Origin of the sequence: Geobacillus sp. CX412 (genome assembly GCF_027942335.1) — a bacterium.
GTDB classification, from domain to species: domain Bacteria; phylum Bacillota; class Bacilli; order Bacillales; family Anoxybacillaceae; genus Parageobacillus_B; species Parageobacillus_B toebii.
This window is the reverse complement of the sequence record NZ_CP103461.1, coordinates 1,971,104-1,988,775: the sequence shown is the minus strand read 5'-3', so window position 1 is coordinate 1,988,775 and position 17,672 is coordinate 1,971,104. Positions and strand designations below refer to the sequence as shown.

Genomic DNA, 17,672 nt, shown 5'->3' with positions numbered 1-17,672 from the left:
AGGGGTTATCAAAATGCAAAAAACAAAGCAACGCTTATTAACAGGAAATAAAGCGATTGCAGAAGCGATTAGATTAGAAATGGAAAGAGATCCAAACGTGTTTGTCATGGGAGAGGATGTCGGTGTATACGGAGGCATATTCGGGGCAACAGAAGGATTATTTCAACAGTTCGGTCCTGAAAGGGTGATCGATACACCGATTTCTGAAACGGCATTTATCGGTGCTGCCATTGGAGCCGCTGCAGAAGGAATGCGGCCGATTGTTGAATTAATGTTCGTTGATTTCTTCGGCGTCTGTATGGACCAAATTTATAACCATATGGCAAAAATCCCGTACATGTCAGGAGGCCGGGTTAAGCTGCCAATGGTGTTGATGACAGCCGTTGGTGGAGGATACAGCGACGCTGCCCAGCATTCGCAAACATTATATGCCACTTTTGCGCACCTTCCGGGAATGAAAGTGGTAGCGCCATCCACTCCGTATGATTTAAAAGGAATGATGATTTCCGCCATCCGGGATGATAATCCAGTTGTCTTTATGTTCCATAAGACATTGCAAGGACTAGGATGGATGGATCAATTGGATGCATCCGTCGGCCATGTTCCGGAAGAAGCGTACACCGTGCCAATCGGCAAGGCAAAAGTAGTAAGAGAAGGGACAGACATTACGATTGTAGGCATCCAAATGACAACCCATCACGCTTTAGAAGCTGCGAAAAAGCTAGAACAACATGGCATTCAGGCGGAAGTCATTGATTTGCGCTCTCTCGTTCCTTTAGACCGTGAAACGATCCTTCAGTCGATTAAAAAGACGCATCGTTTGCTGGTAGTTGATGAAGATTACTTATCATACGGCATGACGGCAGAAATTGCCGCAATCGCTGCCGAAGAAGGTTTATATGATTTGGATGCACCGGTCAGAAGATTGGCCGTTCCAGACGTGCCAATTCCATACAGTCGTCCGCTTGAACAATTTGTCTTGCCAAATGCAGACAAAATTTTTAACGAAGCAATGAAACTAGTAAATGAATAAAATCGATTTTCCAATACAGGAGGTAGCCATGTTAATCGAAGTAAAATTACCTCGACTATCCGATACTCATGATGAAAGTTTGATCACCTTCTGGCACGTTTTAGAAGGTGATTCCGTAGAAAAAAACGATACGCTCGTTGAAGTTCAGACAGAAAAAGCTGTTTCGGAAATTGAAGCTCCGGAGTCAGGCGTTGTAAAAGAAATCCGGAAAAAAAGAGGCGAGACTGCGGCCGTTGGGGAAGTATTGGCCGTCATTGAAACAGCATCTTCCACAGAGGAACAACCAAAAGTGGCGCAAGAGGTTCCGGTGGAGAGAAAAGCTACTCCGCGTGTAAAAAAATTAGCCAAAGAACTTGGGGTCGATTGGCGCCTTGTCACTCCAACAGGACCTAACGGCAAAGTCACGGAAGAAGACATCCGAAACGCGGCAAAGCAAAGCGAAGATGAAAAACAACCAAACCGGTTTGTAAAAGCGGCACCATCTGTACGCAAATTTGCGAGAGAACACAATGTGAACCTTGATGAAGTGACACCAACTGGACCAAATGGAAGAATACTAAAAGCGATGTCGAGGCTGTCATTGCCAAACGAAAATTAGAACAAACAGAAGCGGAGAAAGAAGCGGCAGCCGGCAAGGAAACAACGCAAAAAGAGACGATCACGCAAAGTCAACGAAGAATCCCGCTTACTGGCATTCGAAAAGTGATTGCAAACGCCATGGTTCATTCAAAATCGGTGATTCCGCATGTGACTCATTTTGATGAGGCCAATGTAACCAAACTTGTGGCTCATCGCCAAAGAGTAAAACCATTTGCAGATGAAGAGGGAATTAAACTTACCTATTTAGCATACGTGGTCAAAGCGTTAACAGCTGTGTTAAAAAAATATCCAATGTTAAATGCTTCATTGGACGATGAACGAGAAGAAATTATCTTAAAAGATGAATATCATATCGGCTTTGCCGCCGACACCGACCGCGGCCTTGTCGTTCCGGTGATTAAACACGCAGATCAAAAGCCATTGTTCCAAATCGCCAAAGAAATTCAAGAGCTAGCGAAAAAAGCAAGAGACGGTTCCATCAAAGCGGATGAAATGACAGGATCCACATGTACGATATCGAACATCGGATCAGCGGATGGTTCCTGGTTCACGCCGATTATTAATCATCCAGAATCATGTATTTTAGGCATCGGCAGAGTGGAGAAAAAACCTGTCGTCATCAATGATTCCATTGAAATCGCCTCGATGATGGCTTTATCACTCAGCTACGACCATCGGTTAATCGATGGCGTTTTAGCGCAAAAAGCTTTAAACGAACTGAAAAAATATTTAAGCGAACCAGATTTGTTATTTGTAATATAAAAATCTTGGCAAACAGAATGGTTTCAAGCAAAAATAGGCCTTGGGGAATTCCCCAGGGTTTTTGTTTGCTTTTCACCTTTTGAGAAGTTCAAAAGGAATTGAGAGTGCAAGACAATTATTAGCAAGAGATATAATGGAGTTAAGAAGAGTATATCCAGACATTCCTAATTCTCAACTTCGAAAATTAATTGAATTAAATAAACAATTGGGTACCGTCAAGAATTTTGTGTAATGTAATGGGGTAGGGTTTCTCTGAAATGGATTTGAATTGATAGGGGACTGATTTTCTCCACACAGGAGACTGAATATTCGGTCTCCTGTGTGGAAAGGGAGAATCCCCCTATTTTGTTTATTTACAGTATTTGGTTAATGATAACGTTCTTCAAACATTCGCTCGAGGGCTTCATGCGCTTCGGCAAATCCTCGTAACTTTCTTCCTGCCCATTTCTCATTAAAATCTTGAATCGTCAAATACACGATTTTTTCAGCGGCTTCTAAACTACTCAAACTGTTCATGGGCTTGAGACGTTTCCGAATTTCCTTGATCGTTCGTTCGATGGCATTGGTCGTATAAATCACACTTCGAATACTGCTTGGATAATCCATAAATGTAAGGAGGACATCCAACTCATTGGCCCAAGATTGGACTTCCCTTGGGTACTTGCGAGACCATTTGGATTGAAACTGTTGAAACATCTCCAATGCGATTTCTTTATTCGGAGAACGATAAATGAGTTTCAGATCCTCCGCCATTTCGAATTGGTCTTTTTTCCGAACACGATTTAAGGTATTACGTACTTTGTGCACGACACAACGCTGCATATCGGCTTTCGGATACACCGCCTTAAAGGCTTCCTCCAGCCCCGGTCATCCATCGAATACGCCCAGAAGCACTTCCTTGCCGCCTCTTTGATAGAGGTGTTGAAGAATTTCCTGCCATCCATAGGCGCTTTCTTGTCCTCCCACGAAGAAATCAAGAATTTCGCGATACCCTTCTTCATTCACTCCTAACACCACATAAATGACTTCTTTCTCTACCGTATCGCGGCGAAGTTTCACGTACAAGCCGTCCAAATATAAGACAGAATAACGTTTGGATAGTGGACGATGGTGCCATTTCTCGATGTCTTCTTTCACGACATCGGTAATACGGCTGATCGTCGCTGGAGAATAAGCATTTCCTAGAATTCGTTCGATAAACTTGCCAATTTCCCGTGTACTCATGCCACTTTGATACATCCTGATGATGGCTTCCTCCAGCCAGCCGGTGTGGCGTTGGTAAGGAGCGAACAATTGGGTTTGAAATTCCCCGTTTCGGTCTCTAGGGACCAAAAGACCTTCCATCCGGCCATATTGCGTATCTAGATTTCGTTGATAGTAGCCGTTTCTCCTATTCGGCGTTCCATCCTGTTCGATTTCGAGGAAATTCTTGATTTCTTCCCGCATAATCAGCTCTAATTTTTCCTTCACAAACTGACGAATGACACTTTCCAGTTGATTTGCCCAGTCGACATTTGGTATACTTTTAGATATGGGTAGGGTTCTCCCTCTATAAATGTTGATATATCAACGGTTGTAGCCGTCTCAGGGGTGTCAAAAAAATATTTTTCGACAAAGTTTCTAACATTATTTCTTAAATATGTGTATATCTTACATTGATGGGGTACGCTTCGCGGCCACTACTGGTTAAATTTGGTTGTAGTGGGGGAAGCGTATGGGATGCACCGTGGATCTCTGCATCGCTGATGATGACGAACCCTCCCATGTCTCTTGGCATCCTTGTGCCTACATTCCTTCGTTCGGTCTAGTCATCAGGCAGAGGCTGGCTAAGCTCCTTTAGGGACTCAAGGTCGAATGGATGATATCGCGCCAGCTTCTCCGTGTCATCCTTGTTGTCTAGAGAATCGAGACTATAGGCATCAAGCAGCCGTTTCGAGGCCAAAGATGTCCTGCATCATTCGCTTCGCATCGAACGCTTGGTGCTTCGTACATACAGCGTGCAATACCTTCAATAATTTTCCGCTTTAAATTAATCAACAGTATTGATTAACGGAGCCTATGATAAAATGAATGGCAAACATACCAACAGAAAATTCACCAATGTTGTTTATTTGGACTACCCAACAATCGAGGAAGCACACAAAGTAATGAAAGATGAAATGATTGTGATCTACCGTGACTTGTTTCGGAATTCCGGAATTTGGCAATATCCTGGGCTACAAAGATAAACGAAAATCACGAATATTATATTCACATCATTCATCTTAAAGGAAGTTTCCATAAACAGACCCCCTTGGCACCCAAGGGGGTTCAACTAAGCCACTGAAGAAGGATGGTTATTATACTGTCTACTTGACAGGGATATGTTCAAATTTTTCTTTTTTCTTCAATCCAAAACTTTCTCCACATTCACCCTCCCTGAAAAGAAAGTCGCTCCATTGCCCATATCGGCAACTCGGTCAGGAGTAAGAGAATTTACCAGATGTTTCGTACCTGGGGCATCGGCCCAGAGACCTTGAGTGACAACGACACCTGGAAGCACGTCTTCTCCAATAGAAACCTTCAATACACATTCTCCTCGATTGTTCCACACTCGAACTTGATCCCCATCCTTGATCCCCTTCGATAAAGCATCTTTGATATTCATATGCAAACGTGGTTCTTTTTCAAAAGAAATGTGTTTTTCATTATTAGAAAAGGTTGTGTTTAAAAAATTATGGTTAGGACCAGGCACAAACAAAAATGGAAAGTCTCCATCGTTAGCAAGTGGCGTATAGGTTGGCAAAGGAGGGTAGCCATCTTGTTCCATCTTCCTTGAATAAAGTTCAATTTTTCCGCTAGGTGTTGGCAATTTTCCTGGCAACAATGGTTTTACATTTGCTTTTACATACTGCTTTTTAACCAATGTTTCATAATCGATTCCTTCAAGGTAAGGATTGTTTGGGTTATCTAGGGCTTGCGAAATCATTTCAGCTTCTGTCTCATAGAAACATGGATCCTCGAAACCCATTTTTTTCGCAAGCAATTGGAACACTTCGACATTTGATTTGGACTCCCCATATCGTTCAATAACTGGCTGCTGAATTTGAACATAATGGTGCCAGTATGATGTATAAAGATCCGTATTTTCGAATGAAGATGTTGCAGGAAGTACAATATCTGCGTATTTTGCTGTTTCTGTCAAAAATAAGTCATGCACAACGACAAAGAGATCTTCCCTTGCCAGACCTTTTCTTACTTTATTGCTATTCGGTGCAACAACCGCAGGGTTTGTCCCGTACACAAATAATGATTTTATCGGTGGGTCTAATTCCAATAATGCTTGACCGAGCAGATTCATGTTTATGATTCGTGTATGTTTATTTTGCAACAAATCCGGGCGTTGCAAGCTCCTTGTATTAAGGGCCAAATAACCACTATTTGATTTGATGGCACCGCCGCCTTTTACAAGCCATTGTCCTGTCAGGGCAGGAAGACAAGCAATGGTACGAATACACATGCCCCCATTGTCATGATGCTGAAGACCATTGCCGATTCGAATAAAGGAAGGTGTGATTTGGCCATACATTCTGGCTAGTTTATAAATATCTTCAACGGGAACACCTGTTATTCCAGAAACAGTGATGGGATCGTACTGGACAACATGCTCACGCAACTCTTCATGTCCGACTGTATACTTCTTCAAGAAATCGTTGTCTACCATGTTTTCGGCAAATAAAATATGCATCATGCCCAGTGCAAGAGCAGCATCGGTACCCGGCAATATTGGAATGAACCAATCTGCGAATTGGCCGGTTTGATTTTTATGTACATCAATGACAATAATCTTTGCTCCATTCTTTCTAGCCTTTTGCGCAAGCACAACTTGATGCATGTTTGTGCTTACAGCATTGATTCCCCAGAAGATGATTAATTTTGAATGAATAGTATCTTCAGGGTCTATTCCAAAGCCGCCTCCCATTGTATATTTAAGGCCTTCCGAGCCAGCTGACGAACAAATTGACCGATCTAGCAGGGAGGCGCCCAACCGATGAAAAAACCGCCGGTCCATTCCTTCAGCGCTGAGCATTCCCATGTTGCCATAAAAGCTATACGGAAGAATGCTTTCAGGCCCATCTGTTTCAATCAGCTCTTTCCATTTGGAAGTAATTGTCTCGATCGCTTCGTCCCAGCTTATCCGTTCAAATTTCCCTTCTCCTTTAGCTCCTGTACGTTTCATTGGATATTTTAAGCGCTTTGGATCGTAGATTCGTTCAGTCATATTCCGTACTTTATTGCATATATTTCCCTTTGTCACAGGATGATTCGGATCTCCCTGTATTTTTACAATTTTTCCATCTTGTTTATGTACCAGTAACCCACATTGATCAGGGCAATCCAGAGGACAAACCGATGGAAATACACCTGTTGGCTGCTTTACAAATGAATGCATATATAGGCTCCTTTCATAATCTGGTTATATCTATCATAATACTATTTTGTTAATTTAAAAACTCTTGTCTCCATAAAGACAAACACCTCCATCAATCGAATGAAGTTATACTTCGATTCAGGAGGTGTTTTTTCCTTGTCCCATTTTACTAAGGCTTACTATTCAATCTGAGTTTTTTAATGCTAATAACAAGATATTGCCATAAATAATAACTAGGAATGGCTGTGTTTTTAGAAATACAACCCACGAGACCTATAATGTCCAAATTTTAGAGATTTTGCACCAGACTCTTTTTTCCTTTATATTCACAGTTTTTTTCTCTTCCGTTTCTGTTCAAAAAAGAAAATGTGGCAAGCAGCACTAATATGATAAGGCAAACGGTAGAACCGATGATATTATCTTTATTAAATAGAAAAGAGATGAAAATGATCAATAAAGATACGATTGCTAAAATAGTTGTATATGGAAACCATTTTACTTGGAAGAACGGTTTCTCCTTATAATGGGAACGGAGCTTTAGTTGTGCCAAGCAAATGCTCATCCATACTAAAAGAACCGTAAAACCAGGTATCGTCATTAGATAGCTGATGACTTGATCTGGAGTCATATAAGCGAAAAATACCCCAATCAATATACATATGGTGACGATAGAAATACCGTTTATCGGTATTCCTTGTTTGGAAATCTTTAATAATCTTTTTGGAGCTTCACCGTTTTGAGCCATGGAATATAACATTCTCGAAGTTGCATAGATCCCCGTGTTTGCTGCTGATAAAACGGCTGTTAAGAGAACAAAATTCATGATATGTGCTGCTCCAGGCAGCCCTGTGATGCTCAATACTTGAACAAATGGACTGTCTTCCCCCGAAACGTTGTTCCATGGCATTAAACCACATATAATAAGAATAGGAAGAATATAAAAAAGAATGACTCTCCATACGGTTCCCTTGATTACTTTTGGCAATACCTTCTCTGCGTCTTTTGTTTCTGTAACAGTAACACCAATCAATTCTGCCCCGCCATATGAAAAGATGACGACTAAAAAGGCGCTCAACATTCCTTCGATTCCATGTGGAAAGAACCCACCGTGTTCCGTATAGTTAGACAAAGGATTGTCAATAGCACTTGGAATGATTCCTACTAAAATACAAAAACCTAAAATAATAAAAGCGGTTAATGCGATAATTTTGATTCCTGCGAACCAAAACTCAATCTCCCCATAGTACTTTACATGGAACAAGTTAATTCCGACGATCAAGACGGTACAAAGGAAACTTAAAAGCCATAAAGGTACGGATGGAAACCAATATTTTAGGAAGCTTCCTGCCGCTAAAATTTCGACAATGGTGACAATCGTCCAGTTGATCCAATAAAGCCATCCTACGATAAAGGATATATGAAATCCAAACGCTTTATATACAAGATGTTGAACGTTTAAGTTGGGGTAGACAATGGCCATCTCCGCCAATGCCGCCATCACAATAAATAATAATAGGCCTCCTAATAAGTAAGCAAAAACGACACTTGGCCCCGCTATATTTAACGTATCTGAACTTCCTTTAAAAATACCCGTTCCAATCATGCCTGCTAGAGCAATAAACTGAACGTGCCTAGGCAATAAACCTTTCTTTAAATCTTGATGATTTTTTTCCATGTTTGTCCTGCCTTTCTGTCGCGATATTAAACAATGATAGAGTTCTAAAACTGAAATAAACATGCTAGAAAGAAAAGGTAAAATAATGACCAAAGATTGTTAAGACAAAGGTTGTTTTTTCATTTTAATATATTCCTTTTCGAAACTTTTTCACTTAAACGCTTCTACGCTTTTATGCTTTTGTGCAGTTAAGTATAAAATATATGTTTTTAAAATATAATAATGTCCTTTTGTTTGTCAAGAGTATGTTGCAAACTCATTGTTATACAATTAATCTTATATATTTGTAGAAGGTTTTTTCTATATATGGTTTTACACTGATATGTAATGTTGGTCGACCGTTTCTGGCTACAAAATGCGAGGGGGCAAACGGTAATGAGGTTGACAGATGAAGAAGTGCAATTCCTTTTATAAGATGTGGAAGGTTGGAATTTGGCGGGAGAGCGATGGATTGCAAGAAAGTGCCGCTTTTAAGACTATTTGCAAGGAAGCGAATTCGTGCGGGAAATCGCGGCAATTTGATAAAAAATGATTTTTTAGGGAATACTAATGAAAACAAAAACTGGAGGAAAAACAGGCATGCCATGGATCGAAGGGCGCATTATTTCCGGTGAATATGACAATGAAATGAACGTTTTTACCATCCAAAAGTTCAAACAGTTTTTTATTGAATCCGTCCTCCAACCACATCAGCTGCAGCATCTGTCAGACTATCTGAAGAATCATCAAAATGAGGAAGAAGGACAGCTACTCATTCTTTACGATCAAATGCCTGTGAAATTGTCACAAGAAGAAATAAAGCAGCTCATAGCGGATTTAGATGAAATTCAGTCCCGCTGTAAAGGTTTTTCATAAAAAATGCACAAAAATACATCCAAACTACAGATATTTTGGCAGGATATCTGGATGAACGAAATCAATCCCTTGCTAACGGAATTAAAATCGATTGATTGAAATAGTTAAAAGCCCCATCGGAACCATTCGATGGGGCTTTCTACCACACGAAGACACTCCTCTTTTTCGAAACTTTGTACATGCTTGAAAAATGAATTTATTAATACGTGTTAGAGAAGCAAGATCATGCTTGGAAAAGAACTACTAATATCTTAGTTATATTAAAACAACTATTATTGAATTTGCAACGATTATTTTTTTTAGTAAACGGTTACAAATGGAATTGTTGACATTTATTTTAACATTTCCATCGATATGTTGAAAAATAGGTGGGAAGGGCGTATGTTATATATCGTAAAGAATGTGAAAAAAATCACAAAATAGAATGAAAGAGAAGTGTCGGAGAGATGGAAGCAGTTCAAAAATGTAAAGAGTTGGCTGTAAAAAAACGAACCATTCTCGATCGTTCCCTTGTTCAATATGTGATGCGGGCTGCTTTGGCAGGGGTGTACATCGGATTTGCACTTGTTCTTTGTTTTCGTGTAGGCGAATTTTTCCGTGAAGCGAATTCTCCTGCTACTTATTTAGTAAGCGGTATTTTTTTCGGAATCGCCTTAGTATTAATTATGTACGGTGGCGCAGAACTATTTACTGGTAATACGATGTATTTTACAATCAGTACTTTGCACAAAGAAACGACAATCAAAGATACGTTGCGGAATTGGCTTGCATGTTATAGCGGTAATTTATTAGGTGCTGTATTTTTCGCTTTTCTTATTTCACAATCCGGTGTTTTTGATCATATTCCACAAGACCATTTATTATTTCTTGTGGCGGCGAAAAAAATGCATGCAACAACGATGCAGCTCTTTTTTAAAGGAATTCTCTGTAACTGGCTTGTTTGTTTAGCGATTTTTATTCCAATGCAAATGAAAGAGGATATGGCAAAAGTATTTTCGATGATTCTTATTGTTTTTATCTTTTTTGCTTCTGGATACGAACACTCCATTGCCAATTTCGTCCTCTTTTCAATTGCATTAGCAGTCCCGCATCCAGCGGCGATCGACTTAGCAGGAGTGGTGCATAACATTATTCCTGTTACACTAGGCAATATTGTCGGCGGTGCCCTGTTTATGGGAGCGTTGTATACATATTTGACATCTCAAAAAGAAGGGCACGTTTCAGCAAAACAGTCAGTTGGATACTTGTTTCATAAAGAGAAAATTTTAAACAAATGATGAAATGCAAGCCCATACTCAAACTATTTTGTTCAAAATGATGAATGACGATTGAAAATATAGAAAAAGAAAATTTCCAATCCTCTGCAATTGACTTCGTAAAAAACGGCTTCAACATCCATGAAAATGGAAAAATTGAATTGTCCATCGGTATTCATAATGGGAAACTTGAAAAACTGATGTTGCTTACTATTCCGTCGAAAAGGCTTCCGATGGGTTCATCCGAGTAGGGGAAGGAGTCCTTCTTCTTCGTCGAAGCTTCTTTGATGAATTTAGTAAAAACTCCCACCTTCAAACGGAGTGTAGGTGGGAGAGATTCATGAATAACCTTAAATCAGATAGGGTGTTTTCAAAATCAGGGGGTAATCCGGTAAAAGAGGGGCAGTTTCGCTAGGCATTACACGTTTAATAACAAAATTGGAAATCATGTTCACCGTTTGGAAGTGTGTTTTTTAGTCACTGCATATGGTTTCCAAGACGGGAGGAATGCTCCTTTTTGATGTTTTTCATTTAGCCAAGCTACTACATATTAAACGTTTTTTTACTGAAAGGTGCCTTTTTATCAATAATTAGGCTCGAAAACCTGGGAATGGACATGAGGTTCAATTTGAACAATGAATATGCATGGTCTTACAAAACAGAAGTCTTATTCCGATTTTTTAGGTTATATTCTCGTTTTTTCTTGGCAAGCAATCTATGATGGTGGTCTACTGGCAGATACAGTAGACCATTTTTTATTTAGTTTTAAATAAGCGTACTTAGGCACAATGCTCAGAACATTGCGTCAGATGTTGTGCTTCATTCATTTTCAGATGGGAAATGGCACAAACCTTTCACATCTGATTGCCGTATCATGTCTTAAAATCTGTTTAATGCCGGGTCGTATAAATAGGCTCCCGCCCAATATACAGTAACCACATCACAATCGCATGTATACAATATTACACACCGAGAAAATGAGGAAGAGAGGAAACGTATATGAAATGGCTTTATCTAAACGAGATTGTTGCTCAAATTGGCGGGTCATTGGTGCAAGGAACGGGAAATCCTCTCATTAAGAATGTGGTAACGAAACGCTATAAGGTAGATAATCATACACTGCTCATTGATTTATATACAAAAAGAAAAATCCGCTCCAAGCTGTTTCAAAAATATAAACCTATTGTTGTTGTAACGGAAAAGCCACAAGACTTTAACCATCTTGGCGATGATGTGATTGTCATAAAAGTAGAAGATGTAGATGAGGCCTATTGGAAGTTCATTGATTATTACCGCAGCCTTTTTGATATCCCCATTATAGGGGTAACAGGAACCTGCGGTAAAACAACAACAAAAGAAATGATTAAACATATTCTTGAAAAACGTTATAAAGTCCAAGCTACTTATAAGAGTTTCAACGGCGGTCATCGAAATCATCGTTATCTTCTTGGAATTGATGAGACAACAGGAGCAGCCGTGATTGAAATGGGCGTAGACTCCCCAGGGGATATCACTTTTTATATAAAATATTTTCGCCCACAGATAAGGATTTTGTTAAACATTGACGTGTATCATTTGGTGGGATGTAAAACTCCGGAACGTTATCTGGAGGCGAAAGCGGAAATCCTGCATGATTTAGATCCGGTGAACGGAACTCTCATCATAAATGCGGATGACGAGAACATCAAAAAAATTGATGTGAGTAAATTCCGCAACATCATTCTCTATTTCGGCTTCAGCGACGGATGCGACTTTCAAGCAACGGATGTCGCCTATGACCGAGAAGGTATGAGGTTTACGCTCCGTCATCAAAATCAAACCTATCCCGTCTTTGTGCCAGGGTATGGCAAACATAACGTGTATAATGCGCTTGCCGCCATCGCAGCGGTGTGGAGTGCAGGGGTGGATATAAAGGAAGCGTGCGAGCGATTGGCGTCGTTCAATCAAGTAATCGAACATTTGGAGTTCCATTCCGGGCTCGGTGGCTGCACCGTCATTGACGATACATGGAATGTAACTCCTCTTTCTATGGCAAACGCTCTTCAAGTAATGAAAGAAATTGCCGGTTCCAAAACGAAAATCGCTCTTTTAGGATATATGCCCCAGTTAGGGGACGGAGAGTATGCACGGCAAGAGTATGCCAAGATGGGAGAGAAAGTAATCGAAACACAAGTGGATTTTCTCATTGTGGTGGGGGATGAAGCGAAGGAAATCGGAAGAAAAGCCCTAGAACTCGGGATGGATCCAAGTAAAGTTTATTTTTCCAACAGCGGGACGGAAATCTATGAGATCCTTCACCCTCTTTTAAACGAGGAAGCGATCGTGCTTCTCAAGATCCCTCATCGTGTCATGGTTCAGGACTCATTTAAAGAACTAAAGGCGAAAATCATCGTTTCATGAATAAAGGGGAGAATGCACATGAAAAGTTTATATCTCCAAGAAATTCTTGCGGAGATAGGTGGCACTGTCATACAGGGATCCGGCAATCCCTTGATACAAAATGTCGTCTATCGACCCAAAAAAATGAAAGACCAAACGATGCTGTTTTACCGTTACAACGATATGAAAATTGACAAAAAATTATTTCAAAAGTACAAATCGGTCGTTGTTGTTACAGACAATCCTGATTATTTCCAAGATATAGGCAAGGATGTCATGATTATTAAAGTACCAAATATAGAGGAGGCCTATTGGAAGTTTGTTAACTATTATCGCCATCTTTTTGACATCCCGATTATCGGCATCACTGGTACCTGTGGCAAGACAACGACCAAAGAAATGGTAAAGCATATATTAAGAAAATATTATAAAGTCCAATCCACCTTTCTCAGCAATAATCAAAGATCCCTTAATTTAAAATATTTGCTCGGTATTGATGATGAGACACAAGCAGCTGTCTTTGAAATGCCTGTTGCTTCCCCAGGTTATTTGGCCAACACCATTCAATATTTCCAACCCCAAATCAGAGTCTTGCTAAACATTGATGTCTACCATTTAAAGGATTGCAAAACACCGGAAGCCTATATGAAGGCGAAAGCCGAAATCATAAACGGATTAGATCCGAAGACAGGGATTATCATCTTAAACGCTGATGACAGCAACATAAAAAAGGTTCTCGATGTTAGCGGATTTCAACGGGTCATCTATTTTGGCTTCAGTGACGGATGCCATTTTCAAGCAAAAAATGTCCGCAACGTGGATGGCGGAATGCAGTTCACTCTTAAGCATCAAGATCAAACTTACGAGGTTTTTGTGCCGGGTTACGGCAAGCCTAATGTATACAACGCCCTTGCCGCTATCGCGGCCGCATCTAGCGCGGGCATGAGTGTAGAGGAATGTTGCGAACGATTGGAATCGTTTGAACAGATGAAAGAACATCTGCAATTCCGTCACGGAGCGGGCGGATGCACCATCATTGACGATACATGGAATGCAGCTCCTCTTTCCATGGCGTCCGCACTTGAAGTACTTCAAGAAACCTCCGGCTCGAAAACGAAGATCGCGATTTTGGGATATATGCCCCAGCTTGGGGAGAGTGAATTTGCAAGGCAACAATACGCGAGGATAGGCGAAAAAGTGGTGGAAACACAGGTTGACTACCTGTTTGTCGTAGGGGATGAAGCGAAGGAAATCGGAAGAAAAGCCCTAGAACTCGGAATGGATCCAAGCAACGTTTATTTTTCCAACAGCGGAACGGAAATCTATCAAATCCTTAAGCCTTTTTTAAACCAGGACTCTGTCGTGCTTCTTAAAATCCCTCACCGCGTCATGGTTCAGGACTCCTTCCAAAAGTTAAAACAGGCAATAATGCCTTAACTCAAATTTCATGCGATATCAAAAAATGAAATTTTATAAATGAAAGGGATCAGCGATGAAAAAGACAACTCAGTTAAGGAATCTAATCAATTCTAATTCATTGGAATTTATCATGGAGGCTCACAATGGATTGTCGGCGAAAATTGTGGAAGAGGCCGGATTTAAAGGAATTTGGGCGAGTGGACTGTCCATCTCCGCTTCCATGGGAGTAAGAGACAACAACGAAGCTTCATGGACACAGGTGCTGGAAGTTTTGGAGTTTATGAGCGATGCTACGTCCATACCGATTTTGCTGGACGGGGATACCGGCTACGGAAACTTCAATAATGCCCGACGTCTTGTAAAAAAATTAGAATCAAGGCAAATTGCCGGTGTCTGTATAGAAGACAAATTATTTCCGAAAACCAATTCTTTTATCAGTGGAGAAGCACAACCGCTTGCGGATATCGAAGAGTTTTGCGGGAAAATCAAAGCGATGAAGGATAGCCAGACTGACGATGACTTTGTTGTCGTTGCGAGAGTGGAAGCCTTTATCGCAGGATGGGGGCTCAGAGAGGCGCTTCGCCGCGCCGAGGCTTATCGTCAGGCGGGGGCCGACGCGATTTTGATACACAGCAAGAGAAACGATGCTGCGGAGATCGAAGTATTTATGAAAGAATGGGGCAACAGACTTCCAGTCGTGATTGTACCGACAAAGTATTATTCCGTTCCAACGCAGAAGTTTAGAGAATTGGGTGTTAGCCTCGTGATTTGGGCTAATCATAATCTAAGGGCAGCGATCAAGGCGATGCAGGAAACGAGCCGGCAAATTCGTCAAGAACAAAGCCTTGTGAATATAGAGCCTAACGTTGTTTCCGTGAACGAAGTGTTCAGGCTTCAGGGAGTAGATGAATTGAAACAAGCCGAAAAAAGATATCTTCCGGCTTCTGGAAAGAACGTGAATGCCATTATATTGGCGGCGAGCAGAGGCGATATGGATGAGCTGACTGCAGAGATTCCAAAGACTCTGCTTGAGGTCGGAGGAAAATCCTTGCTCGCGACGCAAATTGATGAATTTAATAAGGTTGGCATCAAAGATATTTGCGTGGTTAGAGGCTTTGCCAAAGATAAGGTTGCCGCAGCGAATTTTTCGGTTATTGACAATGACTTGTTTGCAGAAACGAAAGAACTTTACTCCTTATATCTAGCCAAGGACAAAATTAAAGAGAATACTGTGATCAGCTATGGAGATATTATTTTCAAAAACTATATCCTCAACGATCTTCTGAACGATATGAACGACATTACCCTCATTGTTGACGCTGATGTAGAAACGATCAGTCATGATAAAGACCTCGTATCCACCGATACACCTTATTCTAAGAAACTTTACTCCAGCACTGTCCGGTTTATCAAAATGTCAGGGGACTTGAAAGAAGAAGAAATCCATGGTGAATTTATCGGTCTCTGGAAGGTGACAAAAAACGGTTCTAAAATTGTAAAAAAAGCTTTAGAAGAACTATCAAAAAGAGAAGACTTCAAACAGCTGACAATGGCGGACCTTTTTAATTACATTAGTTCGTTCCGCCCTATTGCGGTGAAATATATCAAAGGTTCATGGCTTGATATCGATACCATCCGCGACCTCCAAAAGGCAGGTGATTTATTTGATAAACACTAAAATGTTCGGTGAAGAATTAAAAAAGATGGGCTTTCATTTCTTCAGCGGGGTACCGTGTTCTTTTCTAAAGAACTTAATCAATTATGCGATTAATGATTGCGACTATGTTGCGGCAACGAATGAAGGTGAAGCGGTGGCGATTGCCGCGGGGGCTTATCTGGCAGGCGAGAAGCCGGTCGTTCTCATGCAAAATTCAGGGTTAACCAATGCCGTATCGCCATTGGTTTCCCTGAATTATCCTTTTCGGATTCCTGTGCTTGGATTTGTAAGCCTAAGAGGCGAACCAGGCATTCCTGATGAACCGCAGCATGAATTGATGGGACGTATCACAACGAAAATGCTCGATCTTATGGAAATTAAATGGGAATATTTATCGGCTGACTTCGAGCAGGCAAAAAATCAACTTGTGCGAGCTCATTCATATATCGAAAGGGACCAAACCTTCTTTTTTGTCGTGAAAAAAAATACGTTTGAGAAAGAGCCGTTAAAGGATCAAAAACAACGATCTAACTTAAACGTGTTAAAGGTCGGGAAAACGAAAGATGATCAACTTCCAACCCGAATCGAAACATTAAAGCGGATCAATTCATTAAAGGATAACAACACCATTCAGTTGGCCACAACCGGAAAAACAGGACGGGAGCTCTACGAGGTTGAAGATGCTCCGAATAATCTATACATGGTGGGTTCCATGGGCTGTGTCAGTTCTCTGGGGCTTGGGCTTGCACTGGCCAAAAAAGATAAAGATATCGTCATTATTGAAGGAGACGGGGCTTTGCTTATGCGCATGGGAAGCCTGGCTACAAATGGATACTACGCTCCAAAAAATATGCTGCATATTCTATTGGATAATAACACACATGATTCGACAGGCGGCCAGAGCACTGTATCACACAACGTCAATTTCGTGGATATAGCGGCAGCTTGCGGCTACTCGAAATCGATTTACGTTCATAACCTTGAAGAATTGGAATCGTGTATCAAAGATTGGAAGAGAGAGAAAAGTCTTACGTTTCTATACATGAAAATAGCCAAAGGATCCAAAGAAGGTCTCGGGCGGCCGAAAATGAAGCCATATGAAGTGAAAGAAAGATTGAAGGTGTTTCTTCATGATTAAAACGGCAGTCATTTTAGCGGCGGGAATGGGAACCAGACTGGGAGAAAGAACGAAAAATCAGCCTAAAGGCTTTTTAATGCTTGATGAAAAGCCAATTGTAGAACAGTCTATTTGTAAATTGCTTGAGATAGGAATCGAAAAGATCGTGATTGGAACAGGCTATTTGGCGGAAGCTTACGATCGTCTGGCCACGCGATACCCGCAAATTGCATGCGTACGCAATGACGAATATGAAAAAACAGGCAGTATGTACACCCTTTACCATTTAAAGAATCATATTTCGGATGACTTTCTTCTTCTTGAGAGTGACTTAATTTATGAAAAAAAAGCGTTGGATATATTAATCAACAATAAAAGGCCGGATGTTATTTTGGCGAGTGAGTTGACAGGTTCGGATGACGCAGTATTTATCGAGGCCGATGAATATCGTTTTTTGCGAAATATGGCAAAAAAAGAAAATGAACTCAACCATATCTATGCGGAGTTA

9 protein-coding genes and 3 pseudogenes are annotated in these 17,672 nt (G+C 40.8%); 9 read left to right on the top strand and 3 right to left on the bottom strand.

Annotated features, from left to right (window positions below; all coding sequences use genetic code 11):
• Window positions 1–13 precede the first annotated feature (13 nt).
• Window positions 14–1,033, top strand: a complete 1,020-nt coding sequence (locus tag NXM86_RS10455; protein WP_081189682.1) for an alpha-ketoacid dehydrogenase subunit beta — start codon at window positions 14–16, stop codon at window positions 1,031–1,033.
• A gap of 28 nt (window positions 1,034–1,061) precedes the next feature.
• A pseudogene (locus NXM86_RS10450) lies at window positions 1,062–2,395 on the top strand (dihydrolipoamide acetyltransferase family protein).
• Between the two features lie 366 nt (window positions 2,396–2,761).
• Here NXM86_RS10450 and NXM86_RS10445 read toward each other — a convergent pair.
• The 3 genes and pseudogenes from NXM86_RS10445 to NXM86_RS10435 all read right to left on the bottom strand — a co-directional run bounded on the left by NXM86_RS10445 (window position 2,762) and on the right by NXM86_RS10435 (window position 8,481).
• Window positions 2,762–3,928 (bottom strand): annotated as a pseudogene (locus tag NXM86_RS10445) (IS256 family transposase).
• Window positions 3,929–4,781: 853 nt separating this feature from the next.
• Window positions 4,782–6,827 carry a molybdopterin oxidoreductase family protein gene (locus tag NXM86_RS10440; protein ID WP_498957997.1) on the bottom strand — a complete coding sequence of 682 codons (2,046 nt, stop codon included), beginning with the start codon at window positions 6,825–6,827 and terminating at the stop codon, window positions 4,782–4,784.
• 268 nt (window positions 6,828–7,095) lie between these two features.
• On the bottom strand, window positions 7,096–8,481 hold the full coding sequence (locus NXM86_RS10435) for an amino acid permease (RefSeq protein WP_097354540.1): 1,386 nt from the start codon (window positions 8,479–8,481) through the stop codon (window positions 7,096–7,098).
• A gap of 549 nt (window positions 8,482–9,030) precedes the next feature.
• On the opposite strand from NXM86_RS10435, the gene NXM86_RS10430 reads away from it, so the two are divergent.
• The 7 genes and pseudogenes from NXM86_RS10430 to NXM86_RS10400 all read left to right on the top strand — a co-directional run.
• Window positions 9,031–9,336: a hypothetical protein gene (locus NXM86_RS10430; RefSeq protein WP_318282003.1), complete on the top strand. Its 306-nt coding sequence runs from the start codon at window positions 9,031–9,033 to the stop codon at window positions 9,334–9,336.
• 446 nt (window positions 9,337–9,782) lie between these two features.
• The gene (locus NXM86_RS10425; protein ID WP_062754356.1) at window positions 9,783–10,613 is read left to right on the top strand and encodes a formate/nitrite transporter family protein; all 831 of its coding nucleotides are present in this window, start codon (window positions 9,783–9,785) and stop codon (window positions 10,611–10,613) included.
• Window positions 10,614–11,591: 978 nt separating this feature from the next.
• Window positions 11,592–12,992 carry a UDP-N-acetylmuramoyl-tripeptide--D-alanyl-D-alanine ligase gene (locus NXM86_RS10420; protein WP_081189739.1) on the top strand — a complete coding sequence of 467 codons (1,401 nt, stop codon included), beginning with the start codon at window positions 11,592–11,594 and terminating at the stop codon, window positions 12,990–12,992.
• A gap of 18 nt (window positions 12,993–13,010) precedes the next feature.
• Window positions 13,011–14,408: a Mur ligase family protein gene (locus NXM86_RS10415; protein WP_498957995.1), complete on the top strand. Its 1,398-nt coding sequence runs from the start codon at window positions 13,011–13,013 to the stop codon at window positions 14,406–14,408.
• 130 nt (window positions 14,409–14,538) lie between these two features.
• Window positions 14,539–16,068, top strand: a complete 1,530-nt coding sequence (aepX, locus tag NXM86_RS10410) for a phosphoenolpyruvate mutase (RefSeq protein WP_498957994.1) — start codon at window positions 14,539–14,541, stop codon at window positions 16,066–16,068.
• The gene (gene aepY / locus NXM86_RS10405; protein ID WP_498957993.1) at window positions 16,055–17,185 is read left to right on the top strand and encodes a phosphonopyruvate decarboxylase; all 1,131 of its coding nucleotides are present in this window, start codon (window positions 16,055–16,057) and stop codon (window positions 17,183–17,185) included. Before aepX ends, aepY begins: the two co-directional genes overlap by 14 nt.
• Window positions 17,178–17,600, top strand: a pseudogene (locus NXM86_RS10400) (NTP transferase domain-containing protein); the annotation flags it as partial. The gene aepY and the pseudogene NXM86_RS10400, both read left to right, overlap by 8 nt.
• Window positions 17,601–17,672 lie beyond the last annotated feature (72 nt).